Here is a 17,119-nt window from a genome sequence, read left to right on the forward strand (position 1 = left end):
CGGAAAAGAAATTCGATTAACGCTTGGTCACTGACTAAGCCAACTGGAAGCATGCTGACTATGGCTACGATTCATGTAGACGGCAAAGAATATGAGGTCAACGGCGCGGACAACCTGCTAGAAGCTTGTCTGTCCCTCGGCCTTGATATTCCGTACTTTTGCTGGCACCCGGCGCTGGGAAGCGTCGGTGCTTGCCGCCAGTGTGCGGTGAAGCAATATCAAAACGCGGAAGATACGCGTGGTCGCCTGGTGATGTCTTGTATGACACCGGCCACCGAAGGCACCTTTATTTCTATCGATGACGAAGAAGCGAAACAGTTCCGTGAAAGCGTGGTGGAATGGTTGATGACTAACCACCCGCATGACTGTCCGGTCTGCGAAGAGGGCGGTAACTGCCACCTTCAGGATATGACCGTGATGACGGGTCATAGCTTCCGTCGCTACCGCTTTACCAAGCGTACCCACCGCAACCAGGACCTGGGGCCGTTCATCTCTCACGAAATGAACCGCTGCATCGCCTGCTATCGCTGCGTTCGCTACTACAAAGATTACGCTGACGGCGCGGATCTGGGCGTCTATGGCGCACATGACAACGTCTACTTCGGTCGCCCGGAAGACGGCGTGCTGGAAAGCGAATTCTCCGGTAACCTGGTAGAAATCTGCCCGACCGGCGTGTTCACCGATAAAACGCACTCCGAGCGTTATAACCGTAAATGGGACATGCAGTTTGCGCCAAGCATCTGCCAGCAGTGTTCCATTGGCTGTAACACCAGCCCGGGTGAGCGTTACGGTGAACTGCGTCGTATCGAAAACCGTTATAACGGTACCGTTAACCACTACTTCCTCTGCGACCGTGGTCGTTTTGGCTATGGTTACGTGAACCTGAAAGACCGTCCGCGTCAGCCGGTTCAGCGTCGTGGCGACGATCTGATCACCCTCAACGCCGAGCAGGCGATGCAGGGCGCGGCTGACATTCTGCGTCAGTCGAAGAAAGTGATCGGCATCGGCTCCCCGCGCGCCAGCGTTGAAAGCAACTTTGCGTTGCGTGAACTGGTGGGTGCGGAAAACTTCTATACCGGTATCGCTCAAGGCGAACTGGAACGTCTGCAACTGGCGCTGAGCGTGCTGCGTGACGGCGGTATTCATACCCCGGCACTGCGCGAGATTGAATCTTACGATGCGGTTCTGGTGCTGGGCGAAGATGTTACCCAGACCGGCGCACGCGTTGCGCTGGCTGTACGTCAGGCGGTGAAAGGTAAAGCACGCGAAATGGCAGCAGCGCAGAAAGTGGCTGACTGGCAGATTGCCGCGATCCTTAACATCGGCCAACGTGCCAAGCATCCGCTGTTCGTGACCAACGTGGATAACACCCGTCTGGATGATATCGCAGCATGGACCTACCGTGCGCCGGTTGAAGATCAGGCGCGTTTAGGTTTCGCCATTGCCCACGCGCTGGATAACACCGCTCCGGCCGTTGACGGTATTGACCGTGACCTGCAGAACAAAATCGACGTCATCGTTCAGGCCCTGGCTGGCGCGAAGAAACCGCTGATTATCTCCGGTACCAACGCCGGTAGCGCTGAAGTGATTCAGGCTGCTGCTAACGTGGCGAAGGCGCTGAAAGGTCGTGGCGCAGACGTCGGCATCACTATGATTGCCCGCTCTGTTAACAGTATGGGCCTCGGCATGATTGGCGGCGGTTCACTTGATGATGCGCTGACCGAACTGGAAACAGGTCGTGCTGACGCCGTGGTGGTACTGGAAAATGACCTGCATCGCCATGCGTCTGCCGCTCGCGTTAACGCTGCGCTGGCGAAAGCACCGCTGGTACTGGTCGTTGACCATCAGCGTACCGCGATTATGGACAATGCCCATCTGGTCCTTTCTGCAGCAAGTTTTGCCGAAAGCGACGGTACGGTTATCAATAACGAAGGCCGCGCACAGCGTTTCTTCCAGGTATATGACCCAAGCTACTACGACAGCAACATTGTGATGCTGGAAAGCTGGCGCTGGCTGCACTCGCTGCACAGCACCGTGCAGAGCCGTGAAGTGGACTGGACGCAGCTCGATCACGTCATCGACGCCGCCGTAGCCGCGTTGCCGCAGTTGGCTGGCATTAAAGATGCCGCGCCGGACGCGAGCTTCCGTATTCGTGGGCAGAAACTGGCACGTGAGCCGCATCGTTACAGTGGTCGTACCGCCATGCGTGCCAACATTAGCGTGCATGAACCGCGTCAACCGCAGGACAAAGACACTATGTTTGCCTTCTCGATGGAAGGGAACAACCAGCCGTCTGCGCCGCGTTCACAAATTCCGTTTGCCTGGGCACCAGGCTGGAACTCACCACAAGCGTGGAACAAGTTCCAGGATGAAGTGGGCGGCAAACTGCGCCATGGCGATCCGGGCGTGCGTCTGATTGAAGCCTCCGAAGGCGGTCTGGACTACTTCACTACCGTTCCGGCGAGCTTCCAGGCGCAGGATGGTCAATGGCGTATCGCGCCGTACTATCATCTGTTTGGTAGCGACGAAATGTCCCAGCGCGCGCCGGTTATCCAGACCCGCATGCCGCAGCCGTACATTAAACTCAACCCGGCTGATGCCGAGAAGTTGGGCGTCAATGCGGGTACGCGCGTTTCCTTTAGCTACGATGGCAACACGGTCACATTACCGGTTGAAATCGCAGAAGGGTTGACGGTGGGGCAGGTTGGTTTGCCGATGGGTATGCCGGGTATCGCGCCGGTTCTGGCTGGTGCGCGTCTTGAGGATCTGCAGGAGGCACAACAATGAGTTGGATTACACCCGATCTGATTGAGATCCTGCTGAGCATTCTCAAAGCGGTGGTGATCCTGCTGGTGGTGGTCACCTGCGGGGCATTCATGAGCTTTGGCGAACGTCGTCTGCTGGGTCTGTTCCAGAACCGTTATGGACCGAACCGTGTAGGCTGGGGCGGTTCGCTCCAGCTGGTCGCGGACATGATCAAGATGTTCTTTAAAGAAGACTGGATCCCGAAATTCTCGGATCGCGTCATCTTTACGCTGGCACCGATGATCGCCTTCACTTCGCTGCTGCTGGCCTTCGCCATTGTGCCGGTCAGCCCGAACTGGGTGGTCGCTGACCTTAACATCGGGATCTTGTTCTTCCTGATGATGGCCGGTCTGGCGGTGTACGCGGTGCTGTTTGCCGGTTGGTCGAGCAACAACAAATACTCGCTGCTCGGCGCAATGCGTGCGTCTGCGCAGACCCTGAGCTATGAAGTGTTCCTCGGACTTTCCCTGATGGGCGTGGTGGCGCAGGCCGGTTCATTTAACATGACCGACATCGTCAATAACCAGGCTGATATCTGGAACGTTATTCCGCAATTCTTTGGTTTTGTCACCTTTGCTATCGCGGGCGTCGCGGTCTGTCACCGTCACCCGTTTGACCAGCCGGAAGCCGAGCAGGAACTGGCCGATGGTTACCACATTGAATATTCCGGGATGAAATTCGGCCTGTTCTTCGTGGGGGAGTACATCGGTATCGTCACCATTTCTGCGCTGATGGTTACCCTGTTCTTCGGTGGCTGGCATGGCCCGTTCTTACCGCCATTCGTCTGGTTCGCGCTGAAAACCGCGTTCTTTATGATGATGTTCATTTTGATTCGTGCGTCGTTACCGCGTCCTCGTTATGACCAGGTAATGTCCTTCGGCTGGAAAGTTTGTCTGCCGCTGACGCTCGTCAATTTGCTGGTAACGGCGGCTGTCATTCTGTGGCAGGCGCAATAAGGGACACAAAGACCATGACCTTAAAAGAATTACTTGTAGGCGCAGGCACCCAGCTTCGTAGTATCTGGATGATCGGCCTGCATGCGTTCGCCAAACGCGAAACGCAGATGTACCCGGAAGAGCCGGTCTATCTACCGCCCCGTTTTCGTGGTCGTATCGTACTGACACGCGACCCGGACGGCGAAGAGCGCTGCGTTGCCTGTAACCTGTGTGCGGTAGCCTGTCCGGTCGGCTGTATCTCTCTGCAAAAAGCAGAGACTAAAGATGGTCGCTGGTATCCGGAGTTTTTCCGCATCAACTTCTCACGCTGCATTTTCTGCGGTATGTGCGAAGAAGCCTGTCCGACAACGGCTATTCAGCTTACTCCAGATTTCGAACTGGGTGAGTATAAGCGCCAGGATCTGGTTTACGAGAAAGAGGATCTGCTGATCTCCGGTCCGGGTAAATATCCGGAATATAACTTCTACCGGATGGCAGGTATGGCAATCGACGGCAAAGATAAGGGCGAAGCAGAGAACGAAGCCAAGCCTATCGACGTCAAGAGCCTGTTACCGTAAGGAGAGGGGCAATGGAGTTCGCTTTTTATATCTGTGGCCTGATAGCCATTCTCGCAACCTTGCGGGTCATCACTCACACCAATCCGGTACACGCACTGCTGTACCTGATTATTTCGCTGCTGGCGATTTCTGGGGTGTTTTTCTCGCTGGGCGCTTACTTTGCCGGTGCGCTGGAAATTATCGTGTACGCGGGCGCCATTATGGTGCTGTTCGTGTTCGTGGTCATGATGCTCAACCTGGGCGGTGCTGAAATCGAACAGGAACGTCAGTGGCTGAGGCCGCAGGTGTGGATTGGTCCGGCGATTCTGTCGGCCATCATGCTGGCGGTGATTGTCTACGCGATTCTTGGCGTTAACGATCAGGGCATCGACGGGACGCCAATTAGCGCGAAAGCGGTCGGCATCTCGCTGTTCGGACCTTATGTCCTGGCGGTTGAGCTGGCGTCAATGCTGCTGCTGGCGGGTCTGGTTGTGGCCTTCCACGTCGGTCGCGAAGAGCGTTCTGGCGAAGTGCTGAGCAACCGCACGGATGACCGCGCGAAAAGAAAAACGGAGGAGCACGCATGATCCCCTTACAACATGGACTGATCCTCGCGGCTGTCTTATTCGTACTGGGCTTAACCGGTCTGGTTATCCGCCGCAATCTGCTGTTTATGCTGATTGGGCTGGAAATCATGATTAACGCCTCTGCGCTGGCCTTTGTGGTCGCCGGAAGCTACTGGGGCCAGACCGATGGTCAGGTGATGTACATTCTCGCCATCAGCCTTGCGGCTGCGGAAGCGAGCATTGGACTTGCGCTGTTGCTGCAACTTCATCGCCGCCGCCAGAACCTGAACATCGATTCAGTAAGTGAGATGCGTGGATGAACATGCTTGCCTTAACCATTATTCTGCCATTTCTTGGCTTTGTATTACTGGCGTTCTCTCGTGGTCGTTGGTCAGAAAATCTGTCCGCTACCGTGGGCGTCGGGTCGATTGGCCTGGCGGCGCTGGTCACTGCATTTATTGGCGTCGATTTCTTCGCTAACGGTAAACAGGCATTTAGCGTTCCGCTGTGGACGTGGATGTCTGTTGGCGACTTTAACATCGGTTTTAATCTGGTGCTGGACGGCTTGTCGCTGACCATGCTCTCAGTAGTAACCGGCGTTGGTTTCCTGATTCACATGTTCGCTTCCTGGTACATGCGCGGGGAAGAGGGGTACTCCCGTTTCTTCGCCTATACCAACCTGTTTATCGCCAGCATGGTGATTCTGGTACTGGCGGATAACCTGCTGCTGATGTACCTCGGCTGGGAAGGCGTGGGCCTGTGCTCCTATCTGCTGATCGGTTTCTACTATACCGATCCGAAGAATGGCGCAGCGGCAATGAAAGCCTTCGTGGTAACCCGTGTCGGCGACGTATTTCTGGCGTTCGCGCTGTTCATTCTCTACAACGAGCTGGGCACGCTGAACTTCCGCGAAATGGTTGAACTGGCACCGGCGCACTTTGCCGCGGGCAATGACATGCTGATGTGGGCAACCCTGATGCTGCTGGGCGGTGCGGTCGGTAAATCGGCGCAGTTGCCGTTGCAGACCTGGCTTGCTGATGCGATGGCTGGCCCGACGCCTGTCTCCGCGCTGATCCACGCCGCAACGATGGTTACTGCTGGTGTCTACCTGATTGCGCGTACCCACGGCCTGTTCCTGCTGACGCCGGAAATTCTGCACCTGGTGGGGATTATCGGGGCGATCACGCTGGTTCTGGCAGGCTTCGCCGCACTGGTACAAACCGACATCAAACGCGTTCTCGCGTATTCCACCATGAGCCAGATTGGCTACATGTTCCTGGCGCTTGGCGTTCAGGCCTGGGATGCGGCGATTTTCCACCTGATGACGCACGCCTTCTTTAAAGCGCTGTTGTTCCTGGCATCGGGTTCGGTGATCCTGGCCTGCCACCACGAACAGAACATCTTCAAAATGGGCGGCTTGCGTAAGTCAATCCCACTGGTTTATCTCAGCTTCCTGGTTGGCGGCGCGGCGTTGTCGGCTCTGCCGCTGATTACCGCAGGCTTCTTCAGTAAGGATGAGATTCTGGCCGGTGCGATGGCGAACGGTCATATCAATCTGATGGTGGCAGGTCTGGTCGGTGCGTTTATGACCTCTCTGTACACCTTCCGTATGATTTTCATCGTGTTCCACGGTAAAGAACAAATTCACGCGCACGCAGGGAAGGGGATTACCCACCATCTGCCGCTGATTGTGCTGATGATCCTGTCCACCTTCGTTGGCGCGCTGATTGTGCCTCCGTTGCATGGCGTGCTTCCGGCAACCACCGAGCTGCCGCATGGTAGCGTGATGACGCTGGAAATTACCTCTGGCATCGTCGCGATTGCGGGGATCCTGATTGCAGCATGGCTGTGGCTGGGTAAACGTACGCTTGTGACCTCGATTGCCAACAGTGCGCCGGGCCGTCTGCTGGGCACCTGGTGGTATAACGCCTGGGGCTTTGACTGGCTGTACGACAAAGTGTTCGTCAAGCCGTTCCTTGGCGTTGCCTGGCTGCTGAAACGCGACCCGATGAACGCAATGATGAACATTCCAGCGATCCTCTCCCGCTTTGCAGGCAAAGGTCTGCTGCTCAGTGAGAACGGGTATCTGCGCTGGTATGTCGCGTCAATGAGCATCGGTGCGGTTGTCGTGCTGGCACTGCTGATGGTACTGCGTTGAGTTTGTTGGCCGGATGAACGACTGCCGGATGGCGCTGCGCTTATCCGGCCTACAAACCCAAAAATAATTTTTAGAATTCGTTGAAAATCTGTTCCTGAAGTACAGGCGTCATCGGCGAAGTCAGACCGAATACCGCCAGCGCAGAGCAACCGGAGCGTACTGAAGTACGTGAGGATTGCGAGCACTGCCGGGATTTGGGCTGACGAGTGAGATAGCCTGAGCAGGAATAAATATAAGGGACATACTTAGCTATGTTATTACCTTGGTTGATATTAATCCCCTTTATCGGTGGTTTCCTGTGCTGGCAGACCGAACGCTTTGGCGTGAAGGTACCGCGCTGGATCGCGCTGATTACCATGGGACTGACGCTGGCGCTTGGCCTACAATTGTGGTTGCAGGGCGGTTATTCACTGACGCAATCCGCTGGTATTCCGCAGTGGCAGTCTGAGTTCGTCATGCCGTGGATCCCGCGCTTTGGCATCTCTATTCATTTAGCTATCGACGGTCTGTCGCTGCTGATGGTGGTGCTGACCGGTCTGCTCGGTGTTCTGGCGGTACTGTGTTCCTGGAATGAAATTGAAAAGTACCAGGGCTTCTTCCACCTGAACCTGATGTGGATCCTCGGCGGCGTGATCGGCGTGTTCCTGGCCATCGACATGTTCCTGTTCTTCTTCTTCTGGGAAATGATGCTGGTGCCGATGTACTTCCTGATCGCGCTGTGGGGGCATAAAGCGTCCGACGGTAAAACGCGTATCACGGCGGCCACCAAGTTCTTCATATATACCCAGGCGAGTGGTCTGGTGATGTTGATTGCCATCCTGGCGCTGGTATTTGTGCACTACAAAGCCACCGGCGTCTGGACCTTCAACTATGAAGAACTGCTGAACACACCGATGTCCCACGGCGTGGAATATCTGCTGATGCTGGGCTTCTTCATCGCCTTTGCGGTGAAAATGCCGGTGGTTCCGCTGCACGGCTGGTTGCCGGATGCGCACTCCCAGGCACCGACCGCAGGTTCCGTTGACCTGGCGGGGATTTTGCTGAAAACCGCGGCCTACGGTCTGCTGCGCTTCTCCCTGCCGCTGTTCCCGAACGCGTCTGCGGAGTTCGCACCTATCGCTATGTGGCTGGGTGTTATCGGTATTTTCTACGGCGCGTGGATGGCCTTTAATCAGTACGATATCAAGCGTCTGATTGCCTACACCTCCGTCTCGCACATGGGCTTCGTGTTGATTGCTATCTACACCGGTAGCCAGCTGGCGTACCAGGGTGCGGTTATCCAGATGATTGCGCACGGTCTGTCTGCGGCCGGCCTGTTCATTCTGTGTGGTCAGCTGTACGAACGTCTGCACACGCGTGATATGCGTATGATGGGCGGCCTGTGGGGCAAAATGAAATGGTTGCCTGCGCTGTCGATGTTCTTCGCGGTCTGTACGCTGGGTATGCCGGGAACCGGTAACTTCGTTGGCGAATTTATGATTCTGTTCGGCAGCTACCAGGTGGTTCCGGTCATTACCGTGATCTCGACCTTCGGTCTGGTGTTTGCCTCTGTTTACTCGCTGGCGATGCTGCATCGCGCTTACTTTGGTAAAGCGAAAAGCCAGATTGCCAGTGTTGAACTGCCAGGGATGTCGCTGCGTGAGCTGTTTATCATCCTGTTGCTGGTCGTGCTTCTGGTACTGCTTGGCTTCTATCCGCAGCCGATTCTGGATACCTCGCATTCTGCGATGAGCAACATCCAGCAGTGGTTTGTTAATTCCGTTACTACTACAAGGCCGTAAATCGCCATGACAATAACTCCACAACACCTGATTGCGCTGCTACCGCTGCTGATCGTCGGCTTGACGGTGGTGGTTGTGATGCTCTCCATTGCGTGGCGACGCAATCACTTCCTCAATGCCACGCTGTCGGTCATTGGGCTTAACGCCGCGCTGGTTTCGCTCTGGTTTGTTGGCCAGGCAGGCGCCATGGACGTCACCCCGCTGATGCGGGTTGACGGTTTCGCGATGCTCTACACCGGGATGGTCCTGCTGGCGAGCCTTGCTACCTGTACCTTTGCCTACCCATGGCTGGAAGGCTATGACGACAACCGGGAAGAGTTCTACCTGCTGGTGCTGATTGCCGCGCTGGGCGGTATTCTGCTGGCTAACGCTAACCATCTGGCGGCGCTGTTCCTCGGTATCGAACTGATCTCTCTGCCGCTGTTTGGTCTGGTGGGCTATGCGTTTCGTCAGAAACGCTCGCTGGAAGCCAGTATCAAATACACCATTCTGTCTGCCGCAGCGTCTTCATTCCTGCTGTTTGGTATGGCGCTGGTGTACGCGCAGTCCGGCAACCTGTCGTTCGTGGCACTCGGTAAGAGCCTCGGCGACGGTATGCTGAACGAACCGCTGCTGCTGGCAGGCTTCGGGATGATGATCGTCGGTCTGGGCTTTAAGCTCTCTCTGGTGCCGTTCCACCTGTGGACGCCAGACGTCTACCAGGGTGCTCCGGCTCCGGTGTCCACCTTCCTGGCGACGGCGAGCAAAATCGCTATCTTCGGCGTGGTGATGCGTCTGTTCCTGTACGCGCCGGTTGGCGACAGCGAAGCAGTACGTATTGTGCTGGGCGTGATTGCCTTTGCCTCTATCATCTTCGGTAACCTGATGGCGCTGAGCCAGACCAACATCAAGCGTCTGCTTGGTTATTCGTCTATCTCTCACCTTGGTTACCTGCTGGTGGCGCTGATTGCCCTGCAAAGTGGCGAGATGTCGATGGAAGCAGTAGGCGTGTACCTGGCTGGTTATCTGTTCAGCAGCCTCGGCGCGTTCGGTGTGGTCAGCCTGATGTCCAGCCCGTATCGTGGTCCGGATGCGGATTCACTGTTCTCCTACCGCGGTCTGTTCTGGCATCGTCCGATCCTCGCGGCTGTGATGACGGTGATGATGCTGTCTCTGGCGGGTATCCCGATGACGCTGGGCTTTATCGGTAAGTTCTACGTGCTGGCCGTCGGTGTGCAGGCTAACCTGTGGTGGCTGGTTGCCGCCGTGGTGGTCGGTTCCGCGATTGGTTTGTACTATTACCTGCGCGTTGCCGTGAGCCTGTACCTGAGCGCACCGCAGCAGTTGAACCGTGATGCACCGTCTAACTGGCAGTACAGCGCGGGCGGCATCGTGGTGCTGATCTCTGCGCTGTTGGTGCTGGTGCTGGGTATCTACCCGCAACCGCTGATCAGCATCGTGCAGTTAGCGACGCCGCTGATGTAAGCGATACGCTAAAACGAAAAAACCCGCCGCGGCGGGTTTTTTTATGTGCTGAGTTCAGTCAGGCTGAAATCTGGCGGCTCACCAGTGGCCCATTAATGTCTTTCGCCGCGCGCTCCATCACTTCCTGGATTACGGAAGACAGCTCGTTGATCTCGAATTTCGCCACGTAGCCATCGGCCTTCACTCTGCGCACCTGATCTTCATTGGCGCTGCCGGAAAGGGACGAGTGGATGACGACCGGGATCTTCTTCAGGCGTTCATCGGTCTTAATCTTGCGGGTCAGCGTAAAGCCGTCCATCTCCGGCATTTCCAGATCGGTAAGCACCAGCGCAATTTTCTCGCTGATGGACTTGCCTTCCGCCTGTGCTTCCAGGGACAGCTGCTGAATTTTTTCCCACGCGTCTTTGCCGGTGACATGCATCTGGTGCGGAATGTTCATGGCGTTAAGCCCTTTTTCCAGCATCGCCCGGGCGACCTTGGAGTCTTCTGCCACAATCGCCACGGCACCTGGGGTGATATTGAATTTACTGGTCTCCAGGTGGGTGGCGCGCAGATCGTGGTTTGACGGCACAATGTCATACAGGATCTGTTCGACGTCGAGTACCAGCGCCAGGTTGTTTGTTTCTTTGTTATCATCCAGACAGGCGATGCTGGTGATATAGCGACCGTTGACGGCTTTCTCGGCGGTATGCACCTGCTGCCAGTCCAGGCGCATAATGTTTTCCACTGACTCTACCGCAAACGCCTGTACGCTACGGGCGTATTCGGTGATCAGCAGGATGTTCAGTCCGGTCTCAGGCTTGCATCCGGCAACGGCGGGCAGGTCGATCACCGGGATCACCTGATCGCGAATGTTCACCATGCCCAGCAACGGGGCTTTCATGCCCGCCGGACGCGTAAATGCGGGCATGGGGACAATTTCGCGCAGCTTAAATACGTTGATGCCAAACAGCTCTGATTTCTGCTCATCCAGCGATGTGCCGAGGCGAAACAGCAGCAGTTCAAAGCGGTTAGACAGGGTTAGGTTTGTCCTGTCATCAATGTCTTTCTGAATATTATTCATCCTGTCCTCAGTGTGAACGCCAGCCTTTTCACTGTTATCGGCACTGAGGCGGAAAAATAGAGCGTTAAACCGTGAAAACGGCGAAATCGTGCGCCAGTTCGGTGTCCGCAAACAGCGCCCGGCACTCTTCGAGCAAACGTTGGCAGCCTTTTTCATCATAACGCGAGCTGACGTGAGTCATAATCAATCGGCCCACACCTGCCTCCCGTGCCAGCATCGCAGCCTGGCGGGTGGAGCTGTGTCCCCGACTGTTGGCCTTTTCTTCCATCGAGGCGTCCAGCGTGGTTTCATGTACCATCACATCCACCCTTTTTGCCAGTTCGAGGGCGGAGGCGCACGGCGCGGTATCGCCAAATATCGCCACGGATTTGCCCGGAATCGCCGGGGCGAGAAAATCAGCACCGTTAAGGGAACGACCATCTTCCAGCACGACGGTTTTACCGGCTTTGAGATCCTGGAACCACGGCCCTGGCTTAACGCCCGCTGCCTTCAGCGCGCTGGCGTCAAGCGCACCGGGTTTGTCATGTTCTTCAACGCGAAAACCGTAGCATTCGAGCGGATGCGCCAGCGCGAAAGCCGTTACTTTACGCAGACCGTCGTCGAGAATTTCTCCGGCGGTAATTTCCACAATCTCCAGCGGATAATCGGTCCAGGAGCCGCTCAGGCGTAATGCAGTCTCGGTAAATTCACGTAACCCTTTTGGCCCGTACAGCGTCAACGGCTGGACGTTTCCGGCCATCGAGCGGCTGCACAGCAGTCCCGGCAGGCCAAAAAGGTGATCGCCGTGCAAATGGCTGATAAAAATACGATCGAGTTTTCCCGGATTGAATGGCGTGGTCAGCATCTGGTGCTGCGTTCCTTCGCCGCAATCGAAAAGCCACAATCCCGCCTGAGTAGGGTGTTGCAGATTGAGTAATATTGCCGTTACATTGCGGGAGCGCGTGGGGACTCCCGCAGACGTGCCTAAAAAAATTAATTCCATCTTAGTATTACACTTTTCGCCATCAATAAGGCAGGGTGTTCAGGTTATCACAACCAAGGGGCAGACAATGATTCACTGGCAAGATCTCCACCATACAGAACTGACCGTCCAGCAACTGTATGCCATTCTTCAGCTGCGCTGTGCGGTGTTTGTTGTTGAGCAACAGTGTCCGTATCAGGATGTGGACGGCGATGACTTGACGGGTGAAAACCGACACCTTCTGGGATGGCATAATGATCGGCTGGTGGCGTATGCGAGGATTCTGAAAAGCGACGACGATCTCGAACCGGTGGTTATCGGTCGGGTGATTGTCAGCGCTGCGTTACGCGGGGAAAAACTGGGGCAGCAGCTGATGACGCAGACGCTGGCATCCTGTGCTCAGCACTGGCCGCACAAGGCGTTGTATCTGGGCGCGCAGGCGCATCTGCAACCTTTCTACGCGCGCTTTGGTTTCGTTCCGGTGACGGATATCTATGATGAAGATGGTATTCCGCACATCGGCATGGCGCGTGAGGGACATCAAGCGTAAACAGCTCAGGTCGTCTATAGTTAGCGGGTACGTAAATAGAAAGGGAGAAAATAATGTCTTTTCATTCTTATGAATCACGTATTGATGATGACCTGGAATTACTCAGCGAAACGCTGGAAGAAGTGCTGCGCTCGTCGGGCGATCCTGCCGACCAGAAGTACCTGGAGTTAAAAGCGAAAGCCGAACAGGCGTTAGAAGAGGTGAGAAATCGCGTCAGCCACGCTTCGGACAGCTATTATTATCGCGCGAAAAAGGCCGTTTGCCGGGCAGATGACTATGTGCATGATAAACCGTGGCGCGGGATCGGCGTGGGTGCAACGGTCGGTTTAGTGATGGGTTTATTGTTAGCACGGCGATAAATTCGACACCTTCATCGCATTTGTCAGTACTCCCTAAACGGGGGTACTGCTTTTTCTCGTCAGTACCCCGTATAATGAGAGGTTTTTAACAGGGAGAGGTCTGCGTGCATTCAATTACTACTGCGCTGGAAAATCTGATGCGCCTTTTGACGCAAGAGATACCGGCAGCACCTGGCATTCGTATTTACGACATCCCTTTCCCTCTGAATGATGCTTTCGACGCTTTGGGCTGGCTGGCCAGTCAACCCGTCTGGCCGCAGTTTTATTGGCAACAGCGTAACGGTGATGAAGAAGCCGCCGTGCTGGGTGCCGTGGCAACGTTTTCCTCTCTGGCCGTCGCTCAGCAGTTTTTACACCAGCATGAAGACCATCCTGAACTGCGCATCTGGGGCCTGAATGCGTTTGAACCCCAGCGCGGCAATTTACTGCTACCTCGCCTGGAATGGCGGCGTTGCGCAGGCGTGGCAACCTTACGGTTACACCTGTATAGCGACGTGTCGCTGCAAGACGATGCCGTGCACGCGCGCGCCTTCCTTTCAACGCTTGCCAACGTGAAGCCGCTTCCCGCACTGCGCCTGAATTTAACCGCTGAGCAGCACTGGCCGGATAAAGCGGGCTGGACGCGCCTGATTGAACTGGCGACCCAAACCATTGCCGGGGAAGCGCTCGACAAAGTGGTGCTGGCGCGGGCAACCGATTTACAGTTCTCACAGCCGGTGAACGCCGCGTCGGTGATGGCCTCCAGTCGTCGCTTAAACCTTAACTGCTACCATTTCTTTATGGCGTTTTCCGCCGAGTGCGCTTTTTTGGGATCGTCTCCTGAACGTCTGTATCGGCGGCGTGACACGGCGCTGCGTACCGAAGCGCTGGCCGGAACCGTCGCTAATCATCCTGACGACCACCGGGCCTGGCAGCTCGGCGAGTGGCTGATGAAGGACGATAAAAACCAGCGTGAGAATATGCTGGTGGTGGAAGATATCTGTCAGCGACTGCAAAACTGTACGCAAACCCTCGACGTGCTGCCACCGCAGGTGCTCAGACTGCGCAAAGTGCAGCATCTGCGCCGCTGTATCTGGACTGCGCTGAATCAACCGGACGATACGCTTTGCCTGATGCAGCTCCAGCCGACCGCGGCAGTGGCGGGCATTCCGCGTGAACGGGCGCGCGCATTCATCCAGCATAATGAACCTTTTGAACGAGAATGGTATGCCGGCTCTGCGGGATATCTCTCCCTGCAACAAAGTGAGTTTTGCGTGTCGCTACGTTCGGCGAAAATTAGCGGCAATGTGGTGCGCCTGTACGCTGGGGCCGGGATTGTGCGCGGCTCCGATCCCGAACAAGAATGGCAGGAAATAGACAATAAAGCGGCGGGTTTACGTACTTTATTACAGATGGAAGCCTAATGAGTCACACATTATCGACTCATATCAAAAATCCATTTATTCGATTCTTTATACTGTGTCGCAATATTGATACCGGACAATCTTATGTCAGTAAGCGCATTTAACCGACGCTGGGCGGCGGTCATACTGGAAGCACTCACTCGGCACGGCGTCAGGCATGTTTGCATTGCGCCTGGCTCTCGTTCGACGCCATTGACGCTGGCCGCAGCGGAGAATTCTGCCTTTATCCACCATACCCACTTTGACGAGCGCGGGTTGGGGCATCTGGCCTTAGGTCTGGCCAAGGTCAGCCGGCAGCCGGTTGCGGTGATTGTGACCTCCGGTACGGCGGTAGCGAATTTGTATCCGGCGCTTATCGAAGCCGGTCTTACCGGTGAAAAACTGATTTTACTCACGGCGGACAGACCGCCTGAGCTTATCGACTGCGGGGCGAATCAGGCGATTCGTCAGCCGGGAATGTTTGCTTCTCATCCATCGCAAACGCTCTCTTTACCGCGTCCGACGCAGGACATTCCCGCCAGTTGGCTGGTTTCCACCCTCGATAATGCCATGGCTTCACTGCACAGCGGTGCGGTACACATTAACTGCCCGTTTGCGGAGCCGCTGTATGGCGAGATGGACGACACAGGCATTGAGTGGCAGCAGCGGCTGGGTGACTGGTGGCAGGATGATAAACCCTGGCTGCGCGAAGCGCGTCGGCTGGAAAGTGACAAACAGCGCGACTGGTTCTTCTGGCGGCAAAAGCGCGGCGTGGTGATTGCCGGGCGTATGACGGCGGAAGAGGGTAAGAAAGTCGCGCTGTGGGCGCAGACGTTAGGCTGGCCGCTGATTGGCGATGTGCTGTCGCAAACCGGACAGCCGCTGCCGTGTGCCGACCTGTGGTTGGGCAATGCGAAAGCGGTGACCGAATTACAGCAGGCACAGATTGTGGTGCAGTTGGGCAGCAGCCTGACCGGAAAACGTCTGTTGCAATGGCAGGCTACCTGTAACCCGCAAGAATACTGGATTGTCGACAATATCGAAGGACGGCTGGATCCCGCTCATCATCGTGGACGCAGGTTAGTCGCGAAGGTTAGCGACTGGCTGGATCTGCATCCGGCAGAGAAACGCCAGCCCTGGTGCGTCGATGTTCCACGCCTCGCGGAACAGGCGTGGCAGACGGTGGCAGCGCGTCGCGAGGCGTTTGGTGAGGCGCAGCTGGCGCACCGCATTCGCGAGTATCTGCCTGAACAGGGCCAGCTGTTTGTCGGCAACAGTTTGGTGGTACGTCTGATTGACGCACTGTCTCAGCTTCCGGCAGGGTATCCGGTGTACAGCAATCGCGGGGCCAGCGGTATCGACGGTCTACTGTCAACCGCGGCAGGTGTACAGCGAGCCAGCGCGAAATCGACGCTGGCCATCGTCGGCGACTTATCGGCGCTGTATGATCTGAATGCGCTGGCCTTATTGCGCCAGGTCTCCGCACCGTTTGTCCTGATTGTGGTGAACAATAACGGCGGGCAGATTTTCTCCCTGTTGCCGACACCGCAAAGTGAGCGTGAACGGTTCTATCTGATGCCGCAGAACGTCCATTTTGATCATGCGGCAGCGATGTTTAACCTCAAATATCACCGCCCGGAAAACTGGGAACAGCTGGAACGTGCACTGGCAGGAGCCTGGCGTACTCCGGCCGCCACGGTGATTGAGCTGGTGGTCAATGAGACTGACGGGGCGCAAACCCTGCAGCAGCTGCTGGCGCAGGTGAGTCATCTATGATCCTGCACGCGCAGGCGAACAAGGACCAGGCGGATGCCCCCTGGCTGGTTTTCCTGCACGGCTTCTCCGGCGATTGCCGGGAATGGCAGCCGGTCGGGGAGCAGTTTGCGGACTGTTCACGGCTGTATATTGATTTGCCCGGACACGGCGGTTCTGCGGATATTCACGTCAGCGGATTTGATGACGTCAGCGAACTGCTGCGTAATACTTTATTTAGTTACAACATACTTAACTACTGGCTAGTGGGATATTCTCTTGGCGGCCGAGTGGCGATGATGGCGGCTTGCCAGGGGATGTCAGGGCTTTGCGGCCTGGTGGTCGAAGGCGGGCATCCGGGGCTGCAAAGTGAAGACGAGCGCGCGCAGCGTCGCCTGTCCGACGGTCGCTGGGCCGCACGTTTTCGCCACGAGCCGCTACGTGATGTTTTTAACGACTGGTACCAACAACCGGTTTTTGCCTCGCTAAGCCCTGCGCAACGGCAGGTGCTGGTTGACCTGCGTAGCCAGAACAATGGCGTTACGCTTGCCGCTATGCTGGAGGCCACCTCGCTGGCGGGTCAACCCGATTTACGTGCGCCTCTCACCACGCGCACATTTCCGTTTTATTATTTATGTGGTGAACGTGACGATAAATTCTGCGCTCTGGCGACGGAAATGTCTGTACCGAACCATGTGATTCCTCACGCTGGACACAACGCGCATCGGGACAATCCCGCGGGCGTAGTAGACTGTCTGGCTCAGATTCTGCGTCGCTGACTAAAGG

Annotated in this window: 15 protein-coding genes; 13 read left to right on the forward strand and 2 right to left on the reverse strand. The window is 56.1% G+C overall.

What is annotated here, in order from left to right; genetic code table 11:
• Positions 1-60: 60 nt before the first annotated feature.
• From nuoG to nuoN, 8 genes are all read left to right on the forward strand, one after another.
• The gene (nuoG, locus tag FDW88_RS04925) at positions 61-2,787 is read left to right on the forward strand and encodes an NADH-quinone oxidoreductase subunit NuoG (protein ID WP_137362129.1); all 2,727 of its coding nucleotides are present in this window, start codon (positions 61-63) and stop codon (positions 2,785-2,787) included.
• Positions 2,784-3,761, forward strand: a complete 978-nt coding sequence (gene nuoH / locus FDW88_RS04930) for an NADH-quinone oxidoreductase subunit NuoH (RefSeq protein ID WP_003028063.1) — start codon at positions 2,784-2,786, stop codon at positions 3,759-3,761. Before nuoG ends, nuoH begins: the two co-directional genes overlap by 4 nt.
• Positions 3,762-3,775: 14 nt before the next feature.
• The gene (nuoI, locus tag FDW88_RS04935; protein ID WP_096756374.1) at positions 3,776-4,318 is read left to right on the forward strand and encodes an NADH-quinone oxidoreductase subunit NuoI; all 543 of its coding nucleotides are present in this window, start codon (positions 3,776-3,778) and stop codon (positions 4,316-4,318) included.
• An 11-nt stretch (positions 4,319-4,329) separates the two neighbouring features.
• Positions 4,330-4,884 carry an NADH-quinone oxidoreductase subunit J gene (nuoJ, locus tag FDW88_RS04940; RefSeq protein WP_096756375.1) on the forward strand — a complete coding sequence of 185 codons (555 nt, stop codon included), beginning with the start codon at positions 4,330-4,332 and terminating at the stop codon, positions 4,882-4,884.
• Positions 4,881-5,183, forward strand: a complete 303-nt coding sequence (gene nuoK, locus FDW88_RS04945) for an NADH-quinone oxidoreductase subunit NuoK (protein WP_006683663.1) — start codon at positions 4,881-4,883, stop codon at positions 5,181-5,183. The genes nuoJ and nuoK overlap by 4 nt, the downstream gene beginning before the upstream one ends.
• Positions 5,180-7,021 carry an NADH-quinone oxidoreductase subunit L gene (gene nuoL, locus FDW88_RS04950; protein WP_096756376.1) on the forward strand — a complete coding sequence of 614 codons (1,842 nt, stop codon included), beginning with the start codon at positions 5,180-5,182 and terminating at the stop codon, positions 7,019-7,021. The genes nuoK and nuoL overlap by 4 nt, the downstream gene beginning before the upstream one ends.
• Positions 7,022-7,272: 251 nt before the next feature.
• Positions 7,273-8,802, forward strand: coding sequence for an NADH-quinone oxidoreductase subunit M (gene nuoM, locus FDW88_RS04955; RefSeq protein WP_117343410.1), 1,530 nt, complete (start codon positions 7,273-7,275; stop codon positions 8,800-8,802).
• 6 nt (positions 8,803-8,808) lie between these two features.
• On the forward strand, positions 8,809-10,266 hold the full coding sequence (gene nuoN, locus FDW88_RS04960; protein WP_115257911.1) for an NADH-quinone oxidoreductase subunit NuoN: 1,458 nt from the start codon (positions 8,809-8,811) through the stop codon (positions 10,264-10,266).
• A 58-nt stretch (positions 10,267-10,324) separates the two neighbouring features.
• Here the strand turns inward: nuoN and FDW88_RS04965 are convergent, their stop codons facing one another.
• Both FDW88_RS04965 and rbn read right to left on the reverse strand, forming a co-directional pair.
• Positions 10,325-11,329, reverse strand: coding sequence for a chemotaxis protein (locus tag FDW88_RS04965; RefSeq protein WP_137362130.1), 1,005 nt, complete (start codon positions 11,327-11,329; stop codon positions 10,325-10,327).
• 64 nt (positions 11,330-11,393) lie between these two features.
• Complete coding sequence (gene rbn / locus FDW88_RS04970; protein ID WP_137362131.1) at positions 11,394-12,311, reverse strand: ribonuclease BN; 918 nt, start codon at positions 12,309-12,311, stop codon at positions 11,394-11,396.
• A gap of 67 nt (positions 12,312-12,378) precedes the next feature.
• On the opposite strand from rbn, the gene FDW88_RS04975 reads away from it, so the two are divergent.
• From FDW88_RS04975 to menH, 5 genes are all read left to right on the forward strand, one after another.
• Positions 12,379-12,840, forward strand: coding sequence for a GNAT family N-acetyltransferase (locus FDW88_RS04975; RefSeq protein ID WP_096756381.1), 462 nt, complete (start codon positions 12,379-12,381; stop codon positions 12,838-12,840).
• A 53-nt stretch (positions 12,841-12,893) separates the two neighbouring features.
• On the forward strand, positions 12,894-13,199 hold the full coding sequence (gene elaB, locus FDW88_RS04980) for a stress response protein ElaB (RefSeq protein WP_096756382.1): 306 nt from the start codon (positions 12,894-12,896) through the stop codon (positions 13,197-13,199).
• A gap of 104 nt (positions 13,200-13,303) precedes the next feature.
• Positions 13,304-14,602: an isochorismate synthase MenF gene (menF, locus tag FDW88_RS04985; RefSeq protein WP_117343413.1), complete on the forward strand. Its 1,299-nt coding sequence runs from the start codon at positions 13,304-13,306 to the stop codon at positions 14,600-14,602.
• An 84-nt stretch (positions 14,603-14,686) separates the two neighbouring features.
• A complete protein-coding gene (menD, locus tag FDW88_RS04990; RefSeq protein ID WP_115257916.1) occupies positions 14,687-16,357 on the forward strand; it encodes a 2-succinyl-5-enolpyruvyl-6-hydroxy-3-cyclohexene-1-carboxylic-acid synthase in 1,671 nt (556 codons plus the stop codon).
• Positions 16,354-17,112: a 2-succinyl-6-hydroxy-2,4-cyclohexadiene-1-carboxylate synthase gene (menH, locus tag FDW88_RS04995; RefSeq protein ID WP_137362132.1), complete on the forward strand. Its 759-nt coding sequence runs from the start codon at positions 16,354-16,356 to the stop codon at positions 17,110-17,112. Before menD ends, menH begins: the two co-directional genes overlap by 4 nt.
• The last annotated feature ends 7 nt before the right edge of the window (positions 17,113-17,119 follow it).

Origin of the sequence: Citrobacter sp. wls829 (assembly GCF_005280825.1) — a bacterium.
GTDB classification, from domain to species: Bacteria; Pseudomonadota; Gammaproteobacteria; order Enterobacterales; family Enterobacteriaceae; genus Citrobacter; species Citrobacter gillenii.